The 26,257-nt window shown below is 62.1% G+C and carries 19 protein-coding genes, 1 tRNA gene and 1 pseudogene; 7 read left to right on the top strand and 14 right to left on the bottom strand.

Translation table 11 applies throughout. The features are described 5' to 3' along the window. Window positions 1–355, bottom strand: a pseudogene (locus tag EN990_RS27685) (phosphomannomutase/phosphoglucomutase); the annotation flags it as partial. Between the two features lie 201 nt (window positions 356–556). On the opposite strand from EN990_RS27685, the gene EN990_RS27690 reads away from it, so the two are divergent. The 5 genes from EN990_RS27690 to EN990_RS27710 all read left to right on the top strand — a co-directional run bounded on the left by EN990_RS27690 (window position 557) and on the right by EN990_RS27710 (window position 2,900). Further along, window positions 557–633, top strand: a tRNA-Pro gene (locus EN990_RS27690). A gap of 539 nt (window positions 634–1,172) precedes the next feature. Then, window positions 1,173–1,463, top strand: a complete 291-nt coding sequence (locus EN990_RS27695; protein WP_024503706.1) for a hypothetical protein — start codon at window positions 1,173–1,175, stop codon at window positions 1,461–1,463. Window positions 1,464–1,670: 207 nt separating this feature from the next. Next, on the top strand, window positions 1,671–1,886 hold the full coding sequence (locus EN990_RS27700) for a hypothetical protein (protein ID WP_024503705.1): 216 nt from the start codon (window positions 1,671–1,673) through the stop codon (window positions 1,884–1,886). A 6-nt stretch (window positions 1,887–1,892) separates the two neighbouring features. Next, entirely contained in the window at window positions 1,893–2,333 is a 441-nt protein-coding gene (locus EN990_RS36330) for a hypothetical protein (RefSeq protein ID WP_245460921.1), read from the top strand. Between the two features lie 222 nt (window positions 2,334–2,555). Continuing rightward, a complete protein-coding gene (locus tag EN990_RS27710; RefSeq protein WP_127368552.1) occupies window positions 2,556–2,900 on the top strand; it encodes a hypothetical protein in 345 nt (114 codons plus the stop codon). A 33-nt stretch (window positions 2,901–2,933) separates the two neighbouring features. On the opposite strand, the gene EN990_RS27715 is transcribed toward EN990_RS27710, so the two are convergent. From EN990_RS27715 to EN990_RS27730, 4 genes are all read right to left on the bottom strand, one after another. Further along, complete coding sequence (locus tag EN990_RS27715) at window positions 2,934–4,553, bottom strand: ABC transporter ATP-binding protein (RefSeq protein ID WP_013532689.1); 1,620 nt, start codon at window positions 4,551–4,553, stop codon at window positions 2,934–2,936. 47 nt (window positions 4,554–4,600) lie between these two features. Then, window positions 4,601–5,725 (bottom strand): ABC transporter permease subunit, encoded by a 1,125-nt coding sequence (locus tag EN990_RS27720; RefSeq protein WP_013532690.1) that lies wholly within the window; start codon window positions 5,723–5,725, stop codon window positions 4,601–4,603. Further along, on the bottom strand, window positions 5,718–6,641 hold the full coding sequence (locus EN990_RS27725) for an ABC transporter permease subunit (RefSeq protein WP_127368550.1): 924 nt from the start codon (window positions 6,639–6,641) through the stop codon (window positions 5,718–5,720). Before EN990_RS27725 ends, EN990_RS27720 begins: the two co-directional genes overlap by 8 nt. Before the next feature lie 163 nt (window positions 6,642–6,804). Continuing rightward, on the bottom strand, window positions 6,805–8,397 hold the full coding sequence (locus EN990_RS27730) for a peptide ABC transporter substrate-binding protein (protein ID WP_127368549.1): 1,593 nt from the start codon (window positions 8,395–8,397) through the stop codon (window positions 6,805–6,807). A 412-nt stretch (window positions 8,398–8,809) separates the two neighbouring features. On the opposite strand from EN990_RS27730, the gene EN990_RS27735 reads away from it, so the two are divergent. Continuing rightward, window positions 8,810–9,223, top strand: coding sequence for a TadE/TadG family type IV pilus assembly protein (locus EN990_RS27735; RefSeq protein WP_174564973.1), 414 nt, complete (start codon window positions 8,810–8,812; stop codon window positions 9,221–9,223). Further along, on the top strand, window positions 9,224–11,008 hold the full coding sequence (locus tag EN990_RS27740; RefSeq protein WP_127385084.1) for a TadG family pilus assembly protein: 1,785 nt from the start codon (window positions 9,224–9,226) through the stop codon (window positions 11,006–11,008). It begins immediately after the preceding gene. A gap of 12 nt (window positions 11,009–11,020) precedes the next feature. Here the strand turns inward: EN990_RS27740 and EN990_RS27745 are convergent, their stop codons facing one another. The 9 genes from EN990_RS27745 to EN990_RS27785 all read right to left on the bottom strand — a co-directional run bounded on the left by EN990_RS27745 (window position 11,021) and on the right by EN990_RS27785 (window position 26,112). Beyond that, the gene (locus EN990_RS27745) at window positions 11,021–12,643 is read right to left on the bottom strand and encodes an alpha-glucosidase family protein (RefSeq protein ID WP_127385085.1); all 1,623 of its coding nucleotides are present in this window, start codon (window positions 12,641–12,643) and stop codon (window positions 11,021–11,023) included. Continuing rightward, window positions 12,630–14,645: a glycogen debranching protein GlgX gene (gene glgX, locus EN990_RS27750; protein ID WP_127385086.1), complete on the bottom strand. Its 2,016-nt coding sequence runs from the start codon at window positions 14,643–14,645 to the stop codon at window positions 12,630–12,632. Before glgX ends, EN990_RS27745 begins: the two co-directional genes overlap by 14 nt. Before the next feature lie 199 nt (window positions 14,646–14,844). Then, a complete protein-coding gene (locus EN990_RS27755; protein WP_013532697.1) occupies window positions 14,845–16,473 on the bottom strand; it encodes an alpha-D-glucose phosphate-specific phosphoglucomutase in 1,629 nt (542 codons plus the stop codon). 3 nt (window positions 16,474–16,476) lie between these two features. Then, window positions 16,477–17,922: a glycogen synthase GlgA gene (gene glgA / locus EN990_RS27760; protein WP_127369650.1), complete on the bottom strand. Its 1,446-nt coding sequence runs from the start codon at window positions 17,920–17,922 to the stop codon at window positions 16,477–16,479. A gap of 3 nt (window positions 17,923–17,925) precedes the next feature. Further along, a complete protein-coding gene (glgC, locus tag EN990_RS27765) occupies window positions 17,926–19,191 on the bottom strand; it encodes a glucose-1-phosphate adenylyltransferase (protein ID WP_127385087.1) in 1,266 nt (421 codons plus the stop codon). Window positions 19,192–19,243: 52 nt separating this feature from the next. Beyond that, window positions 19,244–21,457: a 1,4-alpha-glucan branching protein GlgB gene (gene glgB / locus EN990_RS27770; RefSeq protein WP_063171712.1), complete on the bottom strand. Its 2,214-nt coding sequence runs from the start codon at window positions 21,455–21,457 to the stop codon at window positions 19,244–19,246. A gap of 107 nt (window positions 21,458–21,564) precedes the next feature. Next, on the bottom strand, window positions 21,565–24,033 hold the full coding sequence (locus EN990_RS27775; protein WP_024503694.1) for a glycogen/starch/alpha-glucan phosphorylase: 2,469 nt from the start codon (window positions 24,031–24,033) through the stop codon (window positions 21,565–21,567). Window positions 24,034–24,265: 232 nt separating this feature from the next. Continuing rightward, window positions 24,266–25,048, bottom strand: a complete 783-nt coding sequence (locus EN990_RS27780) for an ATP-binding cassette domain-containing protein (RefSeq protein ID WP_023760533.1) — start codon at window positions 25,046–25,048, stop codon at window positions 24,266–24,268. 2 nt (window positions 25,049–25,050) lie between these two features. Next, complete coding sequence (locus tag EN990_RS27785) at window positions 25,051–26,112, bottom strand: ABC transporter permease (RefSeq protein WP_013532703.1); 1,062 nt, start codon at window positions 26,110–26,112, stop codon at window positions 25,051–25,053. Window positions 26,113–26,257: the final 145 nt, after the last annotated feature.

Below are 26,257 nucleotides of genomic sequence, written 5' to 3' on the forward strand. Positions count from 1 at the left end.
CCAGTGCGAACTGGGCGAAATAGGCCATCGGCGACAACGCCAGTCCGATGTCCCTCACCCGAGCGCCTGCAGCCATCAAACCGGACACCAGCGCCAGCTTGATGCCAAGCGAATAGGAGCGGAAATCGTGCCCGGTGACGATATCGGGACCGGCACCGACACGGCGGATCAGCGTGCCAAGCCCCATTCCGAGCGCCTGGACGCCAATCAGATTGAGCTCCGGCAGTTGCGCGGAGCCGGGATGGCCAAACCACCAGCGCGCATCATATTCTCGAAAGCCGGATGGCTTGATCAGCGCTTCGGTTTCGAACTCGAAACTGTTGGGCCGGGCGTCGCCAACGATGCTGAAGGACAAGACTGGAAAACTCCGAGTGGCGGAAATTACGAGTTGTCGAGGACTGCGGCTTAGCACAGAAGGCTTTAAGCCACGTTTATCCCAGGAGGGAATCCGAGCCTTTCGGGCTATGCTCGACGAAAGCCGATGAAATGCGACAGAAGTGCTGCCATGCCGCTTGCAGGAACGAAGTGTGGCGGCTATAAGCCCGCGGTCTGGTCACGGAGTGTAGCGCAGCCTGGTAGCGCACCTCGTTCGGGACGAGGGGGTCGCAGGTTCAAATCCTGCCACTCCGACCAGAAAAAACAAAGAGTTAGCGCATCCCGACTTCGGCGCTCCACCTGCCCCTCAAGCGAGATTACTCGCGTCTCCCCGCCGGCCGACAGCGATGCCTGTTGCACTGGACAGCAACCAGACGGTCTCAACCGGCCGCCTGATGCCTTCGTGCGTGCGCTCGCGAACAGATTCCGGAAAACATCTCAACTGGTACGCGCGTCCGGCTAGCGGAGGCCAAAAAAGCTCAAGATCGCTATCACGATGACCACAGCTCCAACGAGCCAAATGATATTGTTCATGATCTCTCTCCTGTTGCCTGGGGGAAGCCCGCGCCTCTGGCGGAGAACGCGGGCCGACCAGTCTTTGCCGACTGATCCGCAGCAGACACCAAATCGTGATCCCGGCTGCGAGAAATAAAACCATCAGGCACGTCTAATGTTCCGTCGTTGACCAGATCCGGCGGTGACAGTGAACGTTCGGGCCGATGCCGGACCACCGGAACCAAAGCGATCAGGGGCAGTTAATCCAATGAAGGGCTAATTAAGAAAACGGAGAAATTGCAATGAAAACAATGATCATGTGCGCGTTGGCGCTTTCCATTGGACTGCCCGTCGTGGCTTCGGCAGCCGAAGCCGATGTGGTTGTTAGAACCCATCATCGACATCACGGCAGCGTCAAGATCATCAACGAAGACGGTCAGCGCTTACACCACCGCCGCCATGGTACTGTGGCGTTCTACGACCATGGGCGCCGGCATCATCACCGCGATACCGTTGTCGTGACAGGTTCCGTCTCCACCCATCGCCACCACCATCGGCACCATCCCGTGGTGATCGAGAACGACGGGTACTGACCACAGATCTCCGGCCCGATTCTTGAAGGAATCGGGCCACGAGAGGCCCTTTGATCATGCTTTTGGCAGCACCGTCGGCAAGACAATTGCCCCTAGCCAGACTTAGGTCTGACCCCTGCCCGACCGAAGTCCAGGTTGGAAACGCATGCGCTTGCCCCAAATTCGGGGTGGCGGGCAAAAATGATCGATGAAACCAAGAGCAGCAGCATGTCGAACCGTGAGACCAAACGATCCGATGCCCTGAGCACGCGAGTAACAGAGATCAAGGCCAGGATGCAGCAAGCCCAGATTACCGAAGACGAGATGAAGACCTTCCAGAAGGTCGCGGCCATCATGGAGGGCGGCGAGGGCCGAATCGAGGTTGACGACCTGATTGCCGCGTCATTCCTCACCGACACGCTGCTGAACAGCCCGAAGCGTTAAGCGACCATGCCGACGATTAGCAGACTTTTTGATTCCCACGCCGATGCGACGCGGGTCGCTAGCAACCTGGTGGCGGCCGGAATTCCTCGCGTACAGATCGCGATCATCGGGCCTTACAATGACGGGGCAGGATCTGTTTGGGTTTCCGCTTTGGGATCGGTACTGGGCGCTGCTGCCGGCGGGTTGGCATGTCTGAGCGCCGTTGCGGCAGTTGGCATCAATCCTGTTGCTGCGAGCGTATTGCCAACAGCGGTGGCTGGCGCGGTCTGTGGCGGCGTTGCCGGCGGTCTGTTTGGAACATTCGCCCTGCGCGCCATGAAGGCGGATGATCAGGACGTGGCCGAGGGCGTCGTCCTGGTGACGGCGCATGTCGATGAAAATGACGCCGAGATCGCTCAGACAGTGCTCGGCGGTCCCTCGTCGACGTTGGTGGCCGAAGCAGCTTAGGAAAGCCGCCTCGACGTCGCCGGAACCGGCACTCTCCGTTTGCCAGCGATTGAACTCCACACCCGGCAAATAGCAATTCAGACTGGGGATGTTCCTGCTGTCGACCGCATGGCCGAGCCCTGTGGCAGGTTCCTTCGCGGCCGCATATTTTGACGAAAAGGCCCGTCGGCTCTAGGGTCGATTAACCTGATGGAATGAGTGAAACGGCGGGCCGAGTGCGACATGAATTTGAATTCAACCACAGCCCCGCCCTTGATTCTTGTGATGACGCTGGTTCTCGTCGCTGGCTGTTCATCGCTCGGCAGAACCGTCGATCCAGCGAAATACGATTCAATGACGTGCACCGACCTCAACAGTGCGATGGGAGACGTCGCCCGTGACATCTCGCAAACGGCAATCACGCGCGGCAAGGTCGCCAACACCAATGTTCCACGCTGGCTGCTCGGCGGCTCACGCGTGAAGACCGCGGTAGCCAACCGTGAAACAGCCAGGATCGACCGGCTTAAGCAGCAACAGGATGCCATTGCCGCCGTGCGAGCGCGCAAGTGCCCGAGGACCGCGAATTGAGCGGACAGCCAACGCCTCGGTGCAGAGCCCGGTTCAGGCGCTCAGGCGAAATCGCGTCACGTCGATCGCGGCGGCCATCAGCGTCTGTGTGTAGGCGTGCTGCGGATTGCTGAAGATCGCCTCGGTCGGCCCTTCCTCGACGATCTTGCCCTGTTTCATGACGATGATGTAGTCGGCCATGGCGCGCACGACCGACAGATCGTGGCTGATGAAGAGATAGGACAATTCGTGGTCCGCCTGCAGCTTGCGCAGCAGTTCGACGATCTGTTTCTGCACAGAGCGATCGAGCGCCGAAGTCGGCTCATCCAACACCACCAGCCTGGGCTTCAGGATCATGGCGCGGGCAATGGCGATGCGCTGCCGCTGACCGCCGGAGAATTCGTGCGGGTAGCGGTTGCGGGCGTTGGGGTCGAGGCCGACCTCGCGCAATGCCTCGACCGCGCGTTGATCACGCTGCTTGCCCGAAAGGTCAGGCTCATGCACCAGAAGTCCTTCGGTGATGACCTGGCCGACAGTCATGCGCGGCGACAACGAGCCGAACGGGTCCTGGAAGACGAGCTGCATCTGGCGCCGCAGCGGCCGCATCGCCTGCCTGTCGGCTTGGGAAATGTCGCGATCGCCGAAACGGATGAGCCCGTCACTCGGCAACAGCCGCAGCAAGGCGCGGCCAAGCGTCGACTTGCCCGAGCCGGATTCACCAACGATGCCGATGGTCTGGTTGCGCTGCAGCCGGATCGAGATGTGATCGACTGCACGCAGCATCAGCGGTTCGCCAGCAAGAAACCCGCCGCCGATCCTGAACGTCACTTCGACATTCCTGCCTTCGAGCAGCACTGGGGCGTTGGCGGGCGGCGGCGCCTTGCTGCCGGTCGGCTCGGCCGCCAGCAGCATTTTCGTGTAGGCATGCTGTGGGTTGACGAAGATGGCCTCCGCCTCCCCCTCCTCGACAACCTCGCCCTGGCGCATGACATAGACCCGATCGGCAAAGCGGCGGACGATGCCAAGATCGTGGGTGATGAAGACGATCGCCATGCCGAGCTTGCGCTGCAATTCGGCCAGAAGCATCAGGATCTGCGCCTGTATGGTCACATCGAGCGCCGTCGTCGGCTCGTCGGCGATCAATATGTCAGGGTCGTTGGCGAGCGCCATCGCGATCATCACACGCTGGCGCTGGCCACCCGACATTTCGTGCGGATAGGATTTCATCCGCCGCTCGGGATCGGGAATATGCACCAGCCGCAGCAGTTTGAGCGCCTCTTCACGCGCCTCGGCGACATTCAGACCCCGATGCCGGCGGATCGGTTCGATCAACTGGTTGCCGATCGAATAGAGCGGATCGAGCGAAGTCATCGGCTCCTGGAAGATCATGCTGATCTTGCGGCCACGGACCTTGTTGAGCTCGGATTTGCTGAGCGTTAGAAGATTGCGGCCACGATAGTCGACGCTGCCTGTCGCTTCGCCATTCGACGCCAGCAGGCTCATCGCCGCCATCATCGTCTGGCTTTTGCCGGAGCCGGATTCGCCGACCACGGCAACGGTCTCGCCCGATTTGACATGGATGTTTATGCCCTTGACCGCCTCGACGGCGCCGTCGAGCGTGCGGAAGCGGACACGCAAATCCTTGACGCTGAGGATCGTTTCGGAAGCAGCCATCTCAGCGGTCCCCCTCTTTATCGATCCGCATCTTAGCGATCCCCATCTTAGCGATCCCTCGGGTCGAGTGCGTCGCGCAGGCCGTCGCCGACGAAGTTCAGCGCAAACAGCGTCGAGACGAGGAAGAAGGCGGGGAACAGGAGCAGCCAGTTGGCGGTGCCGATGTTCTTGGCGCCGACCGAGATCAGAACGCCCCAGCTGGTCATCGGCTCCTGCACGCCGAGGCCGAGAAACGATAGGAAGCTTTCCAGGATGATCACCTGCGGCACCAGCAGCGTCATGTAGATGACCACCGGGCCGAGCAGGTTGGGGATGACGTGGCGCAGCAGGATGCCGCGCTGGCCGACGCCCATGGCTTCCGCCGCCTGGACATATTCCTGGCGGCGGATCGACAGTGCCTGGCCGCGCACGATGCGCGCCATGTCGAGCCACAGCACGGCGCCGACGGCCAGGAACATCAGCACGAAGTTGCGGCCGAAGAACACCACCAGCATGATGACGAAGAAGATGAAGGGCAAGGAATAGAGCACGTCGACGATGCGCATCATCACCTCGTCGACCTTGCCTCCGGCAAAACCGGCAGCGGCCCCGTAGACCACGCCGATGACCACCGCCACGACGCCCGCGAGCAGGCCGATGGCCAGCGATATACGCCCGGCCATCAGCGTGCGCGACAACAGGTCCCGTCCGGTGTTGTCGGTGCCGAACAGGAAATATTGCTGCTTGATCGAGGCGCTCATCGTCACTTCGAGACCGTCCGGCGACTTGCTCTCGATCTTGGTGTCGTCAAAGGCATCGGATCGGTCAAGATAGCGGATGTTGCGATCGTCGATCGGCCTGGTCGACTTGACGGTGACGAAGACCTGGTTGCCTTCCTGCCGCCATTCCTTGATGTCGACCCGCATGCGCTTGATCGCTTCGGTGAGCGCCGTCTCGATCATGTCGGCCTTCGGATAAGCTGACAGGCTTGGCGGCATGCGCACATAGTCGGCATAAATGGTGGTGTATTGATGCGGCACGAACCATGGCCCGAACACGCTGACGACCCCGATCAGGGCAAGGTAATACAGGCTGAACATGGCGGCGCGATTGGCCTTGAGCCGCGCCCAGGCATCCCCCCAGAGCGAACGGCCGATGACGGTGGGGGCGACTGTGGCCGCGATGTCAGTCATAGCGCACTCTCGGATCGACGACCGCGTACATGACGTCGACGAACAGGTTGAAGACAATGGTAAAGATGGCGATCACCACCACCGTTCCCATCACCAGCGTGTAGTCACGATTGAGCGCGGCATCGACGAAATAGCGGCCGACGCCTGGGATGGAGAAGATCGTCTCGACGATGACCGAGCCGGTCAGCAGTGCCGCCGCCGCCGGACCGGTGAAGGAGACGATCGGCAGGATGGCGCCGCGCAAAGCATGCTTGACCACCACCGACCAGTCGGACAGGCCCAGCGCGCGCGCCGTGCGGATGTGGTGGGACCGCAAGGATTCGATCATCGAGCCACGCATCAGCCGGGCGACGATGGCGATCTGCGGCAGGGCGAGCGTCAGCACCGGACCGACCTTGTTGATGAAAGCGCCATCGCCCCACCCACCGATCGGCAGCAGCCTCCAGGTCAGCCCGAACAGGAGTTGGATCACCGGCGCGATGACGAAGGTTGGGATGGTGCTGCCGGCCGTCGCCAGCGCGATCACCGTATAGTCGCCAAGCTTGTTCTGATTGAGCGCCGCAATGGTGCCGAGCACGGAACCGAGCAGCAGCGCCAGGACGAGCGCCGAGGCGCCGAGCTGAACCGAAATCGGCAGCCCCTTGGCGAACAGTTCGGTGACGGTGAAATCCGGCATGTTGTAGCTCGGGCCGAAATTGCCGCGCAACAGATTGCCGAGATAGTGGACGAATTGTAGCCAGAGCGGGTCGTTGAGGCCGAACTGGGCTTCGAGATTGGCCCTGATCTCGGGACTGAGCCCCCGCTCCTGGTTGAATGGACCGCCCGGCGCGACGCGCATCAGGAAAAACGCCATTGTCACGATGACGAACAGCGTTGGAATGGCGGTCAGAAGCCGCCGTAATACGTATCGCAGCATCGGTGCCCCGCTTGATCCAGAGCCGCGCGCGTCCAGTTGGACGGCCGCGCTCCAGCTTTCAAATCTTCGCACCGGCATTGCCGAAATCGAATTCCGGTACCCGGGCCGATGCGATGGCAAACCATCGCCACCGCGCCTGGAGGGCGCGGTGGCTTGGCCAGGGTTAGTCCTTGCTGACGAAGCGCGACGGATGCACGTCCATCACGTTGTCGACGAAGCCATGCAGCTTCGAGGAGACGATATCGTGGTAGCTGTAATAGAGGAGCGGTATCTGGCCGACGTCGTCGACCAGGATGCGTTCGGCGTCGGCCAGTTCCTTCATGCGCTGTTCGGGGTTGCCGCCGGCGGCGGCGGCCTTGTCCATGGCCGCTTCATAGGCCGGGCTGTTGTAGTCCGAATAATTGTTGCCGCTGGCTTTGCGCGAGATGCCGAGGAAGGTTTCCGGATCCTTGTAGTCGGCGATCCAGGCGGCACGTGCCAGATCATAGTTGCCCTTCTGCTCGAGGAAGGAGTAGTGGGTCTTGGTGTCGGTGTTGAGCAGCGTGACGTCGACGCCAAGCGGCTTCAGCTGTTCCTGGATCGCCACCGCAGTGTTCTTGTGGTTTTCCGACGTGTTATAGCGGATTTCCATCTTCAGCGGCTTTTCGGGCGTATAGCCGAGTTTCTCGAGGATCTTCTTGGCCGCATCCTCGCGGTCGATCTGCGGCATGTCCGCATATTTGGCCATTGCCGGCGTGTAGCCTTCGATGCCGGGAGGCACCATTGAATAGCCGGGCAGCATCGAGTTCTGCCAGACTTTTTCGGCGAGGAAGTCGCGGTCGATCGCCATCGAGATGGCATTGCGCAGCTCTACATTATCCCACGGCGCCTTGTCGGTCTTGATCGCATAATAATAGGTGCCGAGATACGGTCCGACGTGGATCTGGTCGCCAAACTTGGTCTTGAGATCGGCGAGCTGTTCAGTCGGAAGGTCGTCGTAGCTGTCCAGTTCGCCTGCCTCGAAGCGCTTCATCGCCGAAGAGCGGTCCTCGGTCGGGATGTAGTTGACGACGTCGAACTTGACGGTCGCCGCATCCCAGAATTTCGGGTTCTTGACCAGCTTCATATGATCGTTGGGAACCCATTCGGCCAGCGTATAGGCGCCGTTCGAAACGAGATTGCCGGGCTTGATCCAATCGGCGCCGAGCTTTTCGATGGAGGCCTTGCTCACCGGATAGGTCGCCTGGTGGGTCAGCATCTCCAGGAAGTAGGGCGTCGGCGCCTTCAGCGTGACCTCCAGGGTATTTGCGTCAATCGCCTTGACGCCCATGTCCTCAGGCTTGCCCTTCTTGGTGTTGACGTCCTCCGCACCCTTTACCGGATACAGCATCGAGGCATATTCGGCGCCGGTCGCCGGATCCTCCAGCCGGTGGAAGGCATAGACGAAATCGTCCGCCGTAACCGGGCTGCCATCCGACCACATGCCGTCCTTGCGCAGCTTGAACGTATAGACGGTTCCGTCGTCCGAAACCGTCCAGCTCTCGGCGGCACCAGGAATGAGATTGGCCTTCTGGTCCTGCATGACCAAGCCCTGGAACAGGTCGCGCAGGACATTGGCTTCGTAAACCGTGGAGGTCTTGTGCGGATCGACCGACTCCGATTCAGCGGCGGTGCCCCTGTTATAGACGGTCTCGGCAAAGGCCTGCGCGTAGAACGTCCCGGCGGCCAGCGTCATCGTCGTGGCGAACACAGTCGCCTTCAGCATGTTTTTCAGCATGAAGTTCTCCCTGTCGGCGCTGCCGTTGGCGCGCCTATTAAGTGTTGACGCCCTGGAGCCGATATCTGACCCCTTTGAGCGCGCCGCTGGTTCCCGTCCTGCGGCTCGTGCCCAGACACTAACGCGGAGAATTTTTATTTCAACAGACTCTCTGGGTCACCCAAAGTAAGGCGGACGAAAGCTATGGTGTGGCCGCTGAAACACCAGCCGAAACCAAAAGCTTGACTTGGTTTCTTCACCTCGACGCTACTTTTCACCGCGAATCGGGAGCCATGCCAGTTTGCCGGAATGTCTTAATGCGTTCTTAAGCAACCTGAGGTTACATTACGAATACCTTCTATACGGTTCGAGCTTCAGACGCGCGGCGGCTATGAGTAACGGAGCAAGTAAATTGCCCAAAATCCGTCAACTAATGCGGAAATTTCAAGAAGAGCGCGGTACCTCTGCGGTTGAGTTTGCCTTGCTTTCACCGATTTTCATTCTTCTTCTACTCGGAATGGTTGCGTACGGTATATACTTCGGCGCCGCCAACTCGATCCAGCAGATCGCAGCGGATGCCGCCCGCACGGCAATTGCCGGGTTGAACCAAACCGAACGTCAAACGCTCGTAGCCAGCTTCGTCACCAACAATGCCGGCGGATATCCCTTCGTGGATGTCAGCAAGTTGACCTACCAGGCCAACGACAGCTCGGCCGATGGAAGCCAGTTCGTGGTGTCCATCCAATACGACGCCCGCAACCTGCCGATCTGGAACCTTTTCCCGGGCATAGCCATGCCCGGGACCACGATCAGGCGCCAGTCAACGATCAGGGTCGGGGGCATTTGAATGCTGCTGCATGCGTGCAATGGGATCGGTCGGCTTGCCCGGTTGATGCTGAGTGACAGGAAAGCGAACTTCACCGTCATGGCGGCATTGAGCGCGCCGGTGGCGCTGGCGCTGGCCGCAGTGGCCATCGACGAAGCCTCGATCTACACCGAGCGCCGCGAAGCGCAGGCAATGGTGGATCTGGCGGCGATCACCGCCGCCTCGAACATGACCAATGTCAATACAGCGGTCGTTACCACGCTGACCGACAACGGCATGCCAGGGGTTGTCGTTCAAAGCTCGGGACAGACGATCGAGCCGGCGGTCGGCAAAACCGTCGTGACGGTCACGCCCGGGCGATATGTGGCATCCGGGGCCAATGTGGGCCAGCGTTTCCAGGCCAGCATAACCCCCTACAATGCCGTCCGTGTCACCCTGAAGAAGATCCCCGCCCGCTATTTCGCGAGTTCCCTGATCCCCACTCCCGTCATCGGCACCCAAGCCACCGCCAGCATGACGCCACAGGCGACATTCTCGGTCGGATCGAGGCTCGCCAGCCTCGATGGCGGTATCCTCAACGCGCTTCTCGGCGGGCTTCTCGGCAGCAACATCTCGCTCAGCGTCATGGACTACAACGCGCTGATCTCCGCGGATGTGAGCGTGCTCTCCTTCGTGGACGGTCTTGCCACACAGCTGAACCTGACCGGCGTGTCGTATTCGGATGTGCTGGCATCGAAGGCGACCGTCGGCCAGATCGCCACGGCCATGGCCAATGTGCCCGGGCTTGGCAACACGGCCAAAGTCGCCCTGCAGACGATCGCGTCCAAGTCGACCAGCACGGTCCAGATCCCGCTCAGTCATCTGGTCGATCTCGGCTCCGTCGGCAAATTGGGCCTTGGGCAAAGGCCCGCCGGCCTCGGCGTCGACGCCAGCGCCTTGGGAATGCTGACGGCCGCCGCCGGACTGGCAAACGGTTCAAAACAGGTCGACGTCGCCCTCGGCGCCACCATTCCCGGGGTGCTGTCGACCACGCTCGCCATCGCCATCGGCGAACCGCCGCAATCCTCGCCATGGCTGGCGGTTGGAGAAGCCGGCACCGTGGTGCGCACCGCGCAAACGCGCATCAAGCTGCTGTTCACCCTTGGGGTCGGCAGTAATCCGAACCTGAGCGGCGGCATCAGCCTGCTGTCGGTCAGGTTGCCACTGAATGTCGAAGTGGCCTATGCCGAGGCCAAGCTGACCGACATCAGCTGCCCGACCGGCCCCGACAGCCTGAAGGTTACCATTGCCGCGAAGCCTGGCGTCGCCGCGCTGAAACTTGCGGCCAGCGATACCGATAGCAACCCCACTGCCTTTGCCGATTTCAGCAACGAACAATCGTTCTCCGACGCCAACATCGCGGATGCCAGCCTCAATCTGCTGCTGCTAAAAATCCCGCTGCTACAGGTGAAGGGTTCGGCTGGGGCCGACGTCACCAACGTCAACCCGACCAACCTGGTCTTCAATAAAACCGAGATCGCTGCCAAGATCATAAAGGCGACGCCAACACGGGACCTGACCCAGACGCTGACCGCGTCACTTGTCAACGATCTGTCGCTCTACGTCGGTTCGCTTGGCATCATCGGGCTTGACCTAACCGCCATACTCGGCGTCGTGAAGCAGCCGGTGCTGGCTTTGTTGAAAACCGTGACCGCACCAGTCGACACATTGCTTTACAGCCTGCTCGATACGCTCGGCGTGCATCTCGGCGTGGCCGATGTCCGGGTCACCGGCGCGACATGCGGACGTGCCGTGCTGGTGCAGTAACGTCGCGGGATATCAGTCGAGCCTGCCCAAAAAGGCTCCGAGCGCTGGCAGCAAAAGCTCAGTCTCGACGACCGCGGCATTGCCATCCAGCTGCGCAACCGCTCGGATGTCCCCCGGCAACGGCCAATTGGCCGGTCCTCCGGCGAAATTGAAGACACAGAGCAGTCTTTCACCGCCGCCGTCGCGGATGAAAGCGAGCAGGTCACCCTCGGCGTCGAGAAAGCGGATCGAGCCGGATATCAGCGCCTCATGCTCCCCGCGCAAGGCCAGCGCAGCCCGGTAGGACGCGAGCACAGAGACCGTGTCGGCATTCTGGACGTCGACGGCGCGAGCGCGATGGCTGGCCGGTATCGGCAGCCAGGGCCTGGCCGTGGAGAAGCCTGCATTGTCGGCGCCGGCCTCCCACACCATCGGCGTGCGGCACCCATCCCTGCCCTTGACGCCTGGCCAGAAGCGGATGCCGACGGGATCGCGCAGATCTTCATAGGCCAGCTCCGCCTCCTCCAGCCCGAGTTCCTCGCCCTCATAGAGGCAGATCGAGCCGCGCAGGCAGGCGAGCAGCATGATCGAGAATCTTGCGACCGCGTCGGGCTCGCTGTCCGGCCTTGTCCAGCGGCTGACATGGCGCGCCACGTCATGGTTGGAGAAGGCCCAGCAGACCCAGCCGTCGGAGACGGCCGCCTCGAAGGCTTCGACGCAGCCACGCACATGCGCGGCCGAGAACTGCGGACCGAGCAGGTCGAAGGTGTAACACATATGCAGCTTGTCGCCGCCTGAGGTATAGGCGGCGAGCGTCTGCAGCGAGCGGCCTTCATCGCCGATCTCGCCGACGGCAGCACGGTCGTCATATTCGTCGAGCAGCGCCCTGAAGCGGCGCAGGAACGCCAGGTTTTCCGGCTGCGTCTTGTCGAACAGGTGCTCCTGGTAAAGGTAGGTGTTGGTCTCGCTGTTGGTGCCGGCGACGCTTGATGCCAAGGGTGGATTGCTGCGCAGCCAGCGGTCGTGGACATAGTAATTGACCGTATCGAGCCGAAAACCGTCGACGCCGCGCTCCAGCCAGAAGCGCACGGTTTCCAGAAGCGCGTCCTGAACCTCCGGATTGTGGAAATTCAGATCGGGCTGCGAGGGGAGGAAATTGTGCATGTAATACTGCCGGCGGGTCGAATCCCATTCCCAGGCCGGGCCACCGAAGACGGAGAGCCAGTTGTTTGGCGCGCCGCCATCTGGCTTGGTATCGGCCCAGACATACCAGTCGGCCTTGGGGTTATCGCGGCTGGCGCGGCTTTCGACAAACCAGTCGTGCTTGTCGGATGAATGCGACAGCACCTGGTCGATGATGATCTTCAGGCCGAGACGATGCGCCTCGGCGACCAGCGCATCGAAATCCTCGAGCGTGCCGAACATCGGATCGACATCGCAGTAGTCCGACACGTCGTAGCCCATATCGGCCATCGGCGACTTGAAGAAAGGCGACAGCCAGATGGCGTCGACACCGAGCGAGGCGACATGGGCGAGCCTCGATGTGATACCGGCGAGATCGCCGCTGCCATCGCCGGTCGTGTCCTGGAAGGAGCGCGGATAGATCTGGTAGATGACGCAACCGCGCCACCATCCCTTCTTGTCACTCGCCGCCATTGCGCTTCTCCCTTGTGCCGGCCTGCGCTCGTTCGATCATGAAGATCATCGTCCGCCCGGATATTGGCCGCGAGATATCCGCCGCATCCGGCGCTTCGATATCTGGGGCCCAGAAGAATCCGTCTCGTTCAGGCAAGGTGAACATGCAGGCCCGGCGATCGCCGTTGATAAGCACCGCAAGACGGCGGCCGTCATCGCTGGCGCCACTCAGGACCATGACAAGACGGTGCCGCTGCGGATCCTGCCAGCTCTGTTCATCGAGCGGCGCGCCCGTCTCAGCAAGCCATGCGACGTCCGGTATCTCCGAACCTGCCGGCGGCTGGCCAGTGAGGAAGCTTGTGTCGGAAAGCGCCGGCATCGATCGGCGCAGCCTCGAGAGTGCCGCTGTGTAGCGCTCCAGCGCCTGGTCGCGGCCGGCCCAGTCGAGCCAGGTGATCTCGTTGTCTTGGGCATAGGCGTTGTTGTTGCCTTGCTGGGTGCGGCCGAATTCGTCGCCCGCGGTCAGCATGATGGTGCCGCGCGAGGCAAACAGCGCGGCGAGCAGAGCGCGCTGGTCGTTCTGGCGAGCCGCTGCCACGGCCGGGTTGTCCGCATCACCTTCCACGCCGTTGTTCCAGGACAGGTTTTCATTGTGGCCGTCGCGGTTCTGCTCGCCATTGGCTTCGTTGTGCTTGCGCTCGTAGCGCACGATGTCGGCGAGCGTCATGCCGTCATGGGCGGCGATGAAATTGACACTGCGGCTGGCGCCTTGCCCGTTCGCGGCAAACACATCTGACGAACCGGCGAGCCGGGTCGCCAGGGCGCCGACCATGCCGGCCTCGCCACGCCAGAACCGTCTGACATCGTCGCGATACTTGTCGTTCCATTCGAGGAAGGGCGCTGGAAAATTGCCGAGCTGATAGCCGTCGGGGCCGATGTCCCACGGCTCGGCGATCAACACGCGATCGGCCAGCAGTGCGTCATCGCGCATCGCTCTCAGCAGCGGCGCCTCGGCATCGAATGTGCCCTCGACCCGCCCCAGAATGGGAGCGAGGTCGAAGCGGAAGCCATCGACACCGGCATCCCTGACGAAATGGCGAAGCGTGTCGAGGACCATCTCCTGGACCACAGGATGGTCGCAAGCGACTGTGTTGCCGGTACCGGTGTCGTTGGCCAGCCTGCCATCAGGTGTGTGCCGGTAGTAGGCCTGGTTGTCGAAGCCGCGCAGCGACAGCGTGGGACCAAGCCTGTCGCTCTCGCCGGTGTGGTTGAAGACGAGGTCGAGGATGACGCCGATACCAGCCTGGCGCAGCACAGCGACCGTGTTTCGCAGTTCCATGATGCCGCCCGGCGCAAGGCGCGGATCGAGGGCCATGAACGTCACGGGATTGTAGCCCCAGGCGTTGCGCAGCCCGAGCGGCGGCAGATGCCGTTCGTCGATCGACGCGGTCACCGGCATCAGTTCGACCGCGCCAACGCCGAGTTTTTTCAGGTGCTCGACGATCGCCGGTTGAGCAAGTGCGGCGACTGTTCCGCGCAATTTTTCGGGAACGTCCGAATGCAGCATGGTGAAGGCGCGCACCGGAATTTCGTAGACCAGGCCGCCGGCGCGGAAAAGCGGCGGCGCAGCCTGCACAGGCTTCGGTAGCGCAGCCGCGATCGCCTTCGGCATCAGCGACGCGGTATCGCCCCCCTCGCCCCGGCGATCGGCCAGCCGCCAGTCGTAGGCATAAGGCCTGTCAATCTCGACGGCGTAGGGATCGGTCAGCAATTTGTCGGGGTCGAACCACAGTCCATGCTCCGGCGCATAGTCCCCGTCGGCGCGGAAACCGTAGCGGGTTCCGGAGCCAAGACCTGCAACGAACAGCGCGTGGACGCCCTCGCCTTCCCGCTGCAGTTCGAGCCGTTCGATTTCCCGCATGCCCTGCTCGTCGAAGATCGAGACCCAAAGCCGACGGGCGGCCTGCGACCAGGCGGCAAAGCGGATGCCTTCGCGGGTGACTGTGGCGCCGAGCTGGGTCATGCCCGCGCCTCACCTTCTCCCCTGGCGGGAGAAGGTGGATCGGCGCGCAGCGCCGAGACGGATGAGGGGTGTTGGAAGGAACGCGGCGTTGGTGATCTGGACATCGGTTTGCGCCAAGCTGGAGCACCCCTCATCCGACCGAGCTTCGCTCGACCACCTTCTCCCACAAGGGGAGAAGGTGAAACGCGCGCAGCCACTCTCAAGTGATCACGCTCGGCTTGGGGCGGCCGGTATGGCTGTGAATCCCGGCAATATCGTCAGCCGCGGCAATCAGATCGGCAAGGGCGGCCTGGGTGTCGAGATCGTGCCGAGACTTGTCCGGCTCGTAGCGCTCGATGTAGACGCGCAACGTCGCGCCCGACGTGCCGGTGCCGGACAGCCGAAAGACGACCCGCGAACCACCTTCGAACAGAACCCTGATGCCCTGATGCTCGCTGATCGAACCGTCGACCGGATCGTGATAGGCAAAATCGTCGGCGCTGGCGATTTTCAGGCCGCGCACGCTGGTGCCAGGCAGCGAGCCGAGCTTGGCACGCAGTTCGTCGACCAGCGCGTTGGCGCGGTCGCTCTCGACCTCTTCATAATCGTGCCGCGAATAGTAGTTGCGACCGTAGGTCGCCCAGTGCTCGGTGACGATCTGCTTGCAGCTTTCGCCACGCGCGGCAAGGATGTTGAGCCACAAAAGCACCGCCCACAGGCCGTCCTTTTCGCGGACATGGTTGGAGCCGGTGCCGGCACTCTCCTCGCCGCAGATCGTCGCCATGTCGGCATCGAGCAGATTGCCGAAGAATTTCCAGCCGGTCGGCGTCTCATAGATGCCGACGCCGAGTTTTTCAGCGACGCGATCGGCCGCGCCACTGGTCGGCATCGAGCGGGCAATGCCTTTCAAACCGGCCTTGTAGCCGGGCGCCAGACGCGCATTGGCGGCGAGCATGGCGACCGAATCCGACGGGGTGACGAAAATGCCCTTGCCGATGATCAGATTGCGGTCACCATCCCCATCCGAGGCGGCGCCGAAATCCGGCGCGTCCGGTCCCATCATCTCGTCATAGAGGTGTTTGGCGTGGACAAGGTTCGGGTCCGGATGGTGGCCGCCGAAATCCGGCAGCGGCTTGAAATTGCGGCAGGTGCCATTGGGCGCGCCAAGCCGGTTTTCCAGGATCTCCTTGGCGTAGGGACCGGTCACCGCGTGCATGGCGTCGAAGCGCATGCGGAAGCCGGACTTGAAGAGTTTGCGCAGGGCGTCGAAATCGAACAGGCTTTCCATCAGCGCGGCATAGTCCACGACCGGATCGATGATCTCGACCGTCATGCCGGCGGCCTTGACCGTTCCTGTTGTGTCGATGTCGATCGGATCGATATCGGCGATCTTGAAGCTCGAAATCGCCTTGGTCTTTTCGAAGATCGCGTCGGTGAGCTTTTCCGGCGCCGGGCCGCCATTGCCGGCATTGTACTTGATGCCGAAATCCTCATGCGGGCCGCCCGGATTGTGGCTGGCCGACAGGATGATGCCGCCAAAGGTCTTGTATTTGCGGATGACATGCGAAGCGGCTGGCGTCGACAGGATGCCGCCCTGCCCGACCATCACCTTGCCGAAGCCGTTGGCGGCTGCGATGGCGATGGCCTTCTGGATGACCTCGCGGTTGTAGAAGCGGCCGTCGCCACCGATCACCAGGGTCTTGCCCTTGAAACCGTCGAGCGCGTCGAAGATCGACTGGATGAAATTCTCGGCATAGTGCTCCTGCTGAAAGACAGGCACCTTCTTGCGCAGGCCCGACGTGCCGGGCTTCTGGTCGGAATAAGGCTTGGTGGGAACGGTCCGTATCATGCTTCAGGCAACCCTTTTCGAAAGCAGCGAACGATAGAGTTCGACGTATTTTTCCGCGCTCTTGTCCCACGACACATCGGCTTTCATGCCCTGGCGCTGCAGTGATTCCCAGACCGTCGGACTGGCATGGGCGTCGACGAGGCGGCGGATAGCGTGCAGCAAGGCGCCGCCATTGTTGGGCGCGAACTGGAAGCCGGTGGCGACGCCGGCAGAGACGGCAGCCTCATTGGCGTCGATGACCGTGTCGGCGAGGCCGCCGGTGCGCGCGACTACCGGCACGCAGCCATAGCGCAGGCCGTAAAGCTGCGTCAGCCCGCACGGTTCGAAGCGCGAGGGAATGACGATGGCGTCGCAGCCGCCCTGCATGATGTGCGACAGCCCCTCGTCGTAGCCGACGACGACGCCGATGCGGCCGCGATGCCTGGCGGCGGCGGCAAGCAGCGCGCCTTCGAGACCGGCATCGCCCGATCCCAGGATGGCGAGCCGCGCACCCGTCGCGACAATGCCGTCGACCACCAGCGCCAATATGTCCATGCCCTTTTGCCAGGTCAGGCGGCTGACCACGCAGACGATCGGGCTGTCATCGCGCTCAAGGCTGAAGCGGTCCTCCACGGCAGCCCTGTTGGGTGCGCGCGCCTTCAGCGTGCTGGCCGTGTAGTTGGACACCAGATGCTTGTCGGTTTCCGGATCCCAGATGCCGGTGTCGATGCCGTTGACGATGCCATGGAGATCGCTGGAGCGCATGTTGATGAGGCCGTCGAGGCCCATGCCGAATTCGGGCGAGCGGATTTCCTGCGCGTAGGTCGGACTGACCGTGGTGATCGCCCAGGCGGCCTGCAGGCCCGCCTTGAGGAAGCCGACACCACCATAATATTCGACGCCGTCGAGCGCCATCGCCGCCGCCGGCAAGCCAAGCTCGCCGAAAATGCCGGCGCCGAACTGGCCCTGGAAGGCGAGGTTGTGGACGGTCATCATCGAAGGCACGCCGACCGCCTTGCCATAGCGCATATAGGCCAGCGTCATCGCCGACTGCCAGTCATGGGCGTGCACGATGTCGGGCTGGTAGCCCGAGATGGCGCCGCCGGCAATGTCGCCGCCGACCTGGCTCAACGCCGCGAAACGCCGCCAATTGTCTGGCCAGTCGACGCCAGTCGCATTGCCATAGGGGCCGCCGGGACGGTCGAACAGATGCGGCGCATCGAGCACGAACAGTTCGAGCCCGGCGAGTTGGACGGAATGGACAGAGGCCTTGCCGCCCTGCAGCAAGGGGTATTGCAGAACCGCCCGCTTTTTCTTGAAGGCGGCCATGACGGTCGGAAAGCCGGGCATGAGCGTGCGCACGGTCACGCCCTTGGCCGCCAAGGCAATTGGCAGCGCGCCGGTCACGTCGGCAAGCCCACCGGTCTTGATGAGCGGGAAAATTTCCGGCGTGACCGACAGAACCTGCATGCGTCAGAGCCCCAGCTTGTCGATCATGTCCTGGGTGACCAGGCAGATGCCCTTTTCGGAAACGCGGAAGCGCTTGGCGTCGAGAATAGGATCTTCGCCGACCACCAGCCCTTCCGGTATCCTAACACCATGGTCGATGACCACGCGCTTCAACTTTGCGTTCCGGCCGACATGAACGTCGGGCAGCATGACGACTTCTTCGAGCGTCGAATAGGAATTGATGCGCGCGCCGGTGAAGATCAGGCTTTTTTTCAGCGAAGCCCCCGAGACGATGCAATCGCCCGAAACCAGCGAAGACACGGCCGAACCGCGGCGGCCATCCTCGTCATGCACGAACTTTGCCGGCGGCTTCAATTCGGCATAGGTCCAGATCGGCCAGTCGCGGTCGTAGAGGTCGAGCTCCGGCGTGATATCGGTCAGGTCGATATTGGCTTCCCAATAGGCGTCGACCGTTCCGACATCGCGCCAGTAGGCCTCGTTCTCAGCGGTCGAACGGACGCAGGACTTGGCGAAGCGGTGCGCGATCGCCTTACCGTGCTGGACGATATAGGGGATGATGTCCTTGCCGAAGTCGCGGCTCGAGCCCGGCTCGGCCGCATCGCGGCGCAACTGCTCCATCAGAAACTTGGTCTTGAAGACGTAAATGCCCATCGAGGCCAAGGCAAACTCCGGCTTATCGGGAATGCCGGGCGGATCGGCGGGCTTTTCGACGAAGGCGATGATGTTGTCCTTGCCATCGACATGCATGACGCCGAAGCCGGTGGCTTCAATGCGCGGCACTTCGAGGCAGCCAACGGTGACGTCGGCATTGGCGTCGACGTGCTGGCGAAGCATCATCTCGTAGTCCATCTTGTAGATGTGGTCGCCAGCCAGGATGACCATGTATTCGGGTCCGTAGGCCTCGATGATGTCGATGTTCTGATAGACGGCGTCAGCCGTGCCCTCATACCACTGCGTTTCCGAGACGCGCTGGCTGGCCGGCAGGATGTCGAAGCTTTCGTTTCGCTCGGGGCGCAGGAAGTTCCAGCCGCGCTGCAGATGACGGATCAGCGAATGCGCCTTGTACTGGGTGGCAACGCCGAGGCGTCGAATGCCGGAGTTAAGCGCGTTGGAGAGCGCGAAGTCGATGATGCGCGTCTTGCCGCCGAAATAGACGGCCGGCTTGGCACGCCGGTCGGTCAGTTCCTTGAGGCGGCTGCCACGGCCGCCGGCCAATACATAGGCCATGGCATCGCGCGCCAGCGGCTGGGTCCGTTTCAAGTCTGCCATTTCTACCCTCCCAAGTTACTCGATCTCGACATGTTACTCAGTGTCGATGGGTTCAGTCGGCGACGAGCTCGAGCATGATCGTGGACAGCGGCGGCAAGAGCATCGTCGCGGCGATGCTTCCTTCCTCCGCCCGCGCCTCGACCATGCCGCCATTGCCCTTGCCGGAACCGCCATATTCAGAAGCGTCGGTGTTGATGATCTCGCGCCATTTGCCTGATGTCGGCAACGGCACGCGATAATTATCGCGCGGCACCGGCGTGAAATTGGAAATGACGGCCACTGGGCTGCCGCCCGGCGCACTGCGAAGCCAGGCAAAAACCGAATTCTGGCTGTCGTCGACGATCAGCCAGGAAAACCCTTCCGGCTCACAATCACGGCCATGCAGTGCCGGGCGCGAACGGTAGAGATAGTTGAGATCGCGCACCGTCTGCCAGACGCCGCGATGCGGCCGGAATTCAAGCAGGTTCCAGTCGAGCGCGCGCGCCTCGCTCCATTCGCGGCGCTGCGCGAACTCCTGCCCCATGAAAAGCAGCTTCTTGCCGGGATAGCCCCACATGAAAGCGTAGTAGGCGCGTAGCGTCGCAAACTTCTGCCAGTCGTCGCCGGCCATCTTGCCAAGCAACGTGCCTTTGCCGTGCACAACCTCGTCATGCGAGAGCGGCAGCACGAAATTCTCCGAGAAGGCGTAGGTCAGGCCGAAGGTGAGGTCGTTGTGGTGGTGCTTTCGGAAGATCGGCTCCTTGGAGAAATACTCCAGCGTGTCGTGCATGAAGCCCATATTCCACTTGAAGCCGAAGCCGAGGCCGCCTTCATGCACCGGTGCCGAGACCTTCGGCCATGAGGTCGATTCCTCGGCTATGGTCATGACGCCCGGATGATGGCCGTAGACCTCCTTGTTCATCTTCTGCAGGAAGCTGACCGCCTCGAGATTCTCGCGGCCGCCCTTCTCGTTGGGGATCCATTCGCCGGCCTTGCGTGAATAGTCGAGGTAGAGCATCGAGGCGACCGCGTCGACGCGCAAACCGTCGACATGGTATTTCTCGGCCCAGAACAGCGCATTGTTGACCAGGAACGACACCACCTCGCGGCGGCCGAAATTGTAGATCGCGGTGTTCCAGTCGGGATGAAAACCCTTGCGCGGATCGGCATGTTCATAGAGCGCGGTGCCATCGAAATTGGCCAGGCCATGCGCGTCGACCGGGAAATGTGCCGGCACCCAGTCGAGGATGACGCCGACGCCGGCGCGGTGGGCGCCATCGACGAAACGGGCAAAGCCGTCCGGGTCGCCAAAGCGGGCCGACGGCGCGTAAAGGCCGGTCGTCTGGTAGCCCCAGGACGGGTCGTAGGGATGTTCAGAGATCGGCATGAATTCGATGTGGGTGAAACCGGTCTCGACCACATAGGGGATCAGCCGGTCGGCCAACTCGTCCCATGACAGGAACGTTCCGTCGTCGCGAAGCTGCCAGGAGCCGGCATGGACCTCGTAGATCGAGATGGCTTCTCGCCGGTGATCGGCATTGCGCCAGAAATTGCGATGCGCCTCGTCGCCCCACTCGTGCGCCGGCGGCACCGCCACGACCGAAGCAGTAGCCGGACGCAGTTCGGATTTGAAGGCGAACGGGTCGGCCTTCAGCGGCAGCCTCACACCATCGGGGCCGATGATCTCGTATTTGTAGGGTCGTCCGGCACCGATGTCGGGTACGAACAGTTCCCAGATACCGGTGTCGCGGCGGTCTCGCATGGTGTGCCGGCGGCCGTCCCACTCGTTGAAGTCGCCGACCACAGAGACGCGCCGCGCATTGGGAGCCCAGACGGCGAAATGCACTCCGGTGGCGCCTTCGTGATCGATGACATGGGCGCCGAGCTTGTCGAACAGCCTTAGATGCGAGCCTTGGGCGATGTAGTAATCGTCCATCGGGCCCAGCACCGGACCGAACGAATAGGGATCGGTCAGCCACCAGTCGCCGCCGGCGTTCCTGGCATGATAGCGCAGGGGTTGCCGCTTCTTGATCGAGAGCTTGCCTTCGAAAAAGCCGCCATCGTCGCGCCTGGACAGTTCACCCGCGATGGTGCCGGTCAGCGTGTAGGCGGTGACGAATTCGGCATTCGGAACAAAGCACCGGGCATACAGGCTCTTGCCGACCTCATGGACACCAAGGACGGCGAAGGGATCTCCGTGCGTGCCGGCAACAATCGCCGCGACATCGCCGGCTGGCGCCAGTCCATCCGGCCCGCTTGTCGCAGCGGTCGCGCGCGGCTTCTTCATCAGGCAGTGTCCCTCCCCGGGCACCAAGTGTTTGTTTCTAGTGATGTGAATCCGACATTCAATTCACATCACCGGGACCACATTGTTTGCGGCCTCATGCAATCACATCAGACGGGCACGTTCCAGATTTCTTTCGCATATTGGCGGATCGTGCGATCGGAGGAGAACCAGCCGACACGCGCAACGTTGCGGATTGCCCGGGCGTACCAGTCGGGACTGTTGCGCCAGACCGCATCGACCTCGCGCTGGGCGGCGGCATAGGCATCGAAATCGGCGGCAACCATGAACCAGTCGCTGTTGTAGAGACCGTTGATGAGATCGCGGTAACGCTCCGGATCGTCCGGCGAGAAGACGCCTGACGAAACAGCCGCAACCGCTTGCGCCAGCTCAGGCGAGCCTTCGATGACGGCGCGCGGATCGTAGCCGTTGTTGCGCCGCTCGGCGACCTCGGCGGTGGTCAGGCCGAAGATGAAGATGTTGTCGTCGCCGACGCATTCCTTGATCTCGACATTGGCGCCGTCGAGCGTGCCGATGGTCAGCGCACCGTTCAACGCGAACTTCATGTTGCCGGTGCCCGACGCTTCCATGCCGGCGGTCGAGATCTGTTCGGACAGATCGGCGGCCGGCATCATGATCTCGGCAAGGCTGACATTGTAGTTCGGCACGAACACCACCTTCAGCAGACCCCGCACGGCCGGATCGCGGTTGATGACCTTGGCGACATCGTTGGCGAGTTTGATGATCAGCTTGGCATTGTGGTAGCTGGGCGCCGCCTTGCCGCCGAAGAATTTCACGCGCGGCATCCAGTCGCGCTCGGGATGCGAGCGGATCTGGTCGTAGAGGGCGATCGCCTCGAGGATATTCAGAAGCTGGCGCTTGTATTCATGGATACGCTTGATCTGGATATCGAACAGCGCCGAGGGATCGACCTTGATGCCGAGCCGGTCGGCGACGAGGTTGGCCAGCCGCGCCTTGTTGGCTCGCTTGACGGCGGCGAACTTGTCGCGAAAGGCGGCATCGCCGGCGAAACCGTCGAGATCCTTGATGGCGTCGATGTCATCGAGAAAGCGGTCGCCGATCGCCTCGCGGGCAAGCGACGTCAGCCCGGGATTACACTGGATCAGCCAGCGCCGCGGCGTGATGCCGTTGGTCTTGTTGTTGATGCGATCGGGATAGAGCTTGTGCAGATCGGCGAACACCGTCTCCTTCATCAGGTCGGTGTGAAGCGCCGAAACGCCGTTGATCGAGTGCGAACCGACAAAGGCCAGATTGCCCATGCGCACCCGGCGGTCGCCATTTTCCTGGATCAGCGAGATGCGGCCGATCTGCTCGTCCGAGAACTGGTTGGACGCACGCGCCTCCAGAAGCACTTCAGCGTTGATGGCATAGACGATCTGCATGTGGCGCGGCAAAAGCCGCTCGAACAGCGGCACCGGCCAGCTTTCCAGTGCCTCGGGCAGCAGCGTGTGGTTGGTGTAGCCGAAGGTGCGCTGGGTGATGTCCCAGGCCTGATCGAAGTCCATGCCGTGGACGTCCATCAACAGGCGCATCAACTCCGGCACAGCGATGGCCGGATGGGTGTCGTTCAGGTGGATCGCAGCCTTGTCGGGCAAGGACTTCAGGTCGCCATATTGGCTGAGATGGCGCTGGACGATGTCCTGCAGCGATGCGGTGGAGAAGAAATATTCCTGCCGAAGCCGCAGTTCCTGCCCGGCCTTGTGGGAATCGGCGGGATAGAGCACGCGCGACAAGGCATCGGCCTTGTTGCTTTCGGCGAGCGCGCCGATGTGGTCGCCGGCATTGAACTTGTCGAGCAGGATCGGATCGACCGGCATGCCCGACCAGAGCCGCAGCGTGTTGACGCGGTTGGCCCGCCAGCCGACGACGGGCGTATCATAGGCGACGGCCAGCACATGCTCGGTCGGCTTCCAGACATGGCGTTCGAGGCGGCCGTCCTTGGAGGTGATCGATTCCACCGAACCGCCGAAACCGACCTCGAACGAGCGCTCACGGCGTTCGAATTCCCACGGGTTTCCGTGATCGAGCCAGGTTTCAGGCAATTCGACCTGCCAGCCGTCGTGAATCTCCTGGCGGAACATGCCGTTGGCATAGCGGATGCCGTAGCCATGCGCGGGAATGTCGACGGTCGCCATGCTTTCCATGAAGCAGGCCGCAAGCCGCCCGAGGCCGCCATTGCCAAGTGCGGCATCCGGCTCGAGTGCGGCGATGAGATCGAGATCGACGCCCAGAGACGACAGGGCCTCGCGCATGTTGTCCATCAGGCCGAGATTGGAGAAGGCATCGCGCATCAAGCGGCCGATGAGGAACTCCAGAGACAGATAATAGACGCGTTTTTCCTTCTGATCGTACGCCTCCTTCGTCGCCTGCATCCAGCGATCGACGATCCGGTCGCGCACGACCTTGATCGAGGCGGTCAGCCAGTCGTACTGGGTCGCAACGGTGGTATCCTTGCCGACCCGGTATTTGAGGGCCACCAAGACTTCACGTGCGAGTGTCTTGGGATCAGGATTTTCGAGCAGTGGAGGAAGGGGTTCGGATGTCATCGCGCTCGTCATGATGCCTCTCGTGCGGTTGCCATGATCATACCGGCTTTCATCGCTCCTCCCAGCCCATGCTAGCTGATACCGCTATATATTCAATCGATTTAAACATGCCCGAACCGGCATGCCCCCTGCGGCAATTTGGCAATTCGCAAGTGTGACGCGCCAAGACGGTCGCGCGACGCGCTTCAAATTCCTGTTCCGTGCTTGCCGTGCCGCCAACCCTCCAGCACTTGGGCGACATGTATCAGGCCGCCAGCGCTGCCTCGGGCGGAACCTTTGCTCCGGTCATGAAGGCCACGGCATCGGACATCGTATATTGCTTGGGATCGATGACGCAGAGGCGACGGCCGAGCCGGTGGATGTGAATGCGGTCGGCCACTTCGAACACATGCGGCATGTTGTGCGAGATCAGCACGATCGGCAGGCCGCGCTTCTTGACGTCGAGGATCAACTCGAGCACGCGGCGGCTTTCCTTGACGCCAAGGGCGGCCGTCGGCTCGTCCATGATCACCACACGACTGCCGAAGGCGGCCGCGCGCGCCACCGCAACGCCCTGCCTCTGGCCCCCCGAGAGCGTTTCCACAGCCTGGCTGATGTTCTGGATGGTCATCAGGCCAAGCTCGGTAAGCTTGTCGCGGGCGCGCTTTTCCATCGCCGGACGGTCGAGCATACGCAGCCAATCGCCCAGAAAACCCGGTTTGCGGATCTCGCGGCCAAGGAACATGTTATCGGCGATCGAGAGCGCCGGCGACAGTGCCAGATTCTGGTAGACGGTCTCGATGCCGGCTTCGCGTGCCTCCATCGGCGATTTGAAGGCGACGGGTTTGCCTTCAAGCCGGATCTCGCCTTCGTCGGGCACGGCCGCGCCGGAAATCGCCTTGATGAGCGACGACTTGCCGGCGCCGTTGTCGCCGATGACGGCGAGGATTTCGCCGGGATAAAGGTCGAAGTCGGCATTGTCGAGGGCGGTGACACGGCCATAGCGCTTGATCAGGCCACGCGCGGTGAGGATGGGTTCCTGGGTCATGGTCATGCCGACACCTTTCTGATCCATTGGTCGACTGCCACGGCGCCGATGATCAGCACACCGGTGAGCAGCACCTTCCATTGCGGATCGGCGCCCAGCATGTTGAGGCCCATGGAAACGACGCCGACGATCATCGCGCCGAACAGCGTGCCCAGGATGGAGCCGCGTCCGCCGAAGAGGGAAATACCGCCGATCACCGTCGCGGTGATGGCCTGCAGATTGTAGTCGGTGACGGCAGCCGACGGCGAGATCGAGCCGTTGCGGCCGATGGAGACCCAGGCCGCGAAAGCGGCGATCAGGCCGGCCAAGGTGTAGACCGTCATCAACACCTTCTTGGTCTGGATGCCCGACAGCTTCGCCGCCTCCTGGTCATCGCCAACGGCGTAGACATGGCGGCCCCACGCCGTGTGATTGAGCACGTACCAGAGGATCATCACGAGCAGGACCGTGGCAATGACGCCGAGCGTCAGCACCGCAGTGCCGACCTTGAAACTGATGGCAAAGAGATGCAGCAGCGGCGCCTGGGTATCGACGTCGGTGTCGCGGATCGTCTCGTTGGCCGAATAGATGAAGTTCGTGGCCATGACGATGTTCCAGGTGCCAAGCGTCACGATGAAGGGTGGTAGCTTCATGTAGGCGACAAGCACCCCGTTGAGCAGCCCGCAGGCGGCGCCGGCGGCAAGCCCGATCGCCACTGCGAGCGCGCTCGGCATGCCGTAGGAGACCGCGCAATTGCCCATGATCACCGCTGAAATCACCATGATCACACCAATCGACAGGTCGATGCCTGCGGTCAGGATGACCAATGTCTGCGCAGCCCCCAGAATGCCGATGATGGCGATCTGCTGCAGGATAAGCGTCAGCGTGTAGGACGAAAAGAAACGCCCACCGATGGTGATGCCGAAGACGATGATCGCCAGAACCAGGACGATCAGCGGCACCGCGGCCGGCGTCGAATGCAAGAAATGCTGGATACGCTTGACGGCCGATTTGTGCTCGTCAAAAGCAGCAACGCTGGTGTCGCTGCTCGAGAGAACCTTCTCGAATTCCTGAGCTTGAGCCATGTTTTCTCCCCGTAGGCTTCAGCCAAACGCCGACGCCAGTCCACGCCTTTCCGGTCTGCTGCCGGGATTGTTCGCGGTCACGCGAGCCATCGTCCACCCGAAGCAGCCGGGGATCAAGCCCCGACCGCTCAGGTTCCTTGGATGC

Source organism: Mesorhizobium sp. M7A.F.Ca.US.005.03.1.1 (assembly GCF_003997975.1).
In the GTDB taxonomy this organism is placed as follows: domain Bacteria; phylum Pseudomonadota; class Alphaproteobacteria; order Rhizobiales; family Rhizobiaceae; genus Mesorhizobium; species Mesorhizobium ciceri.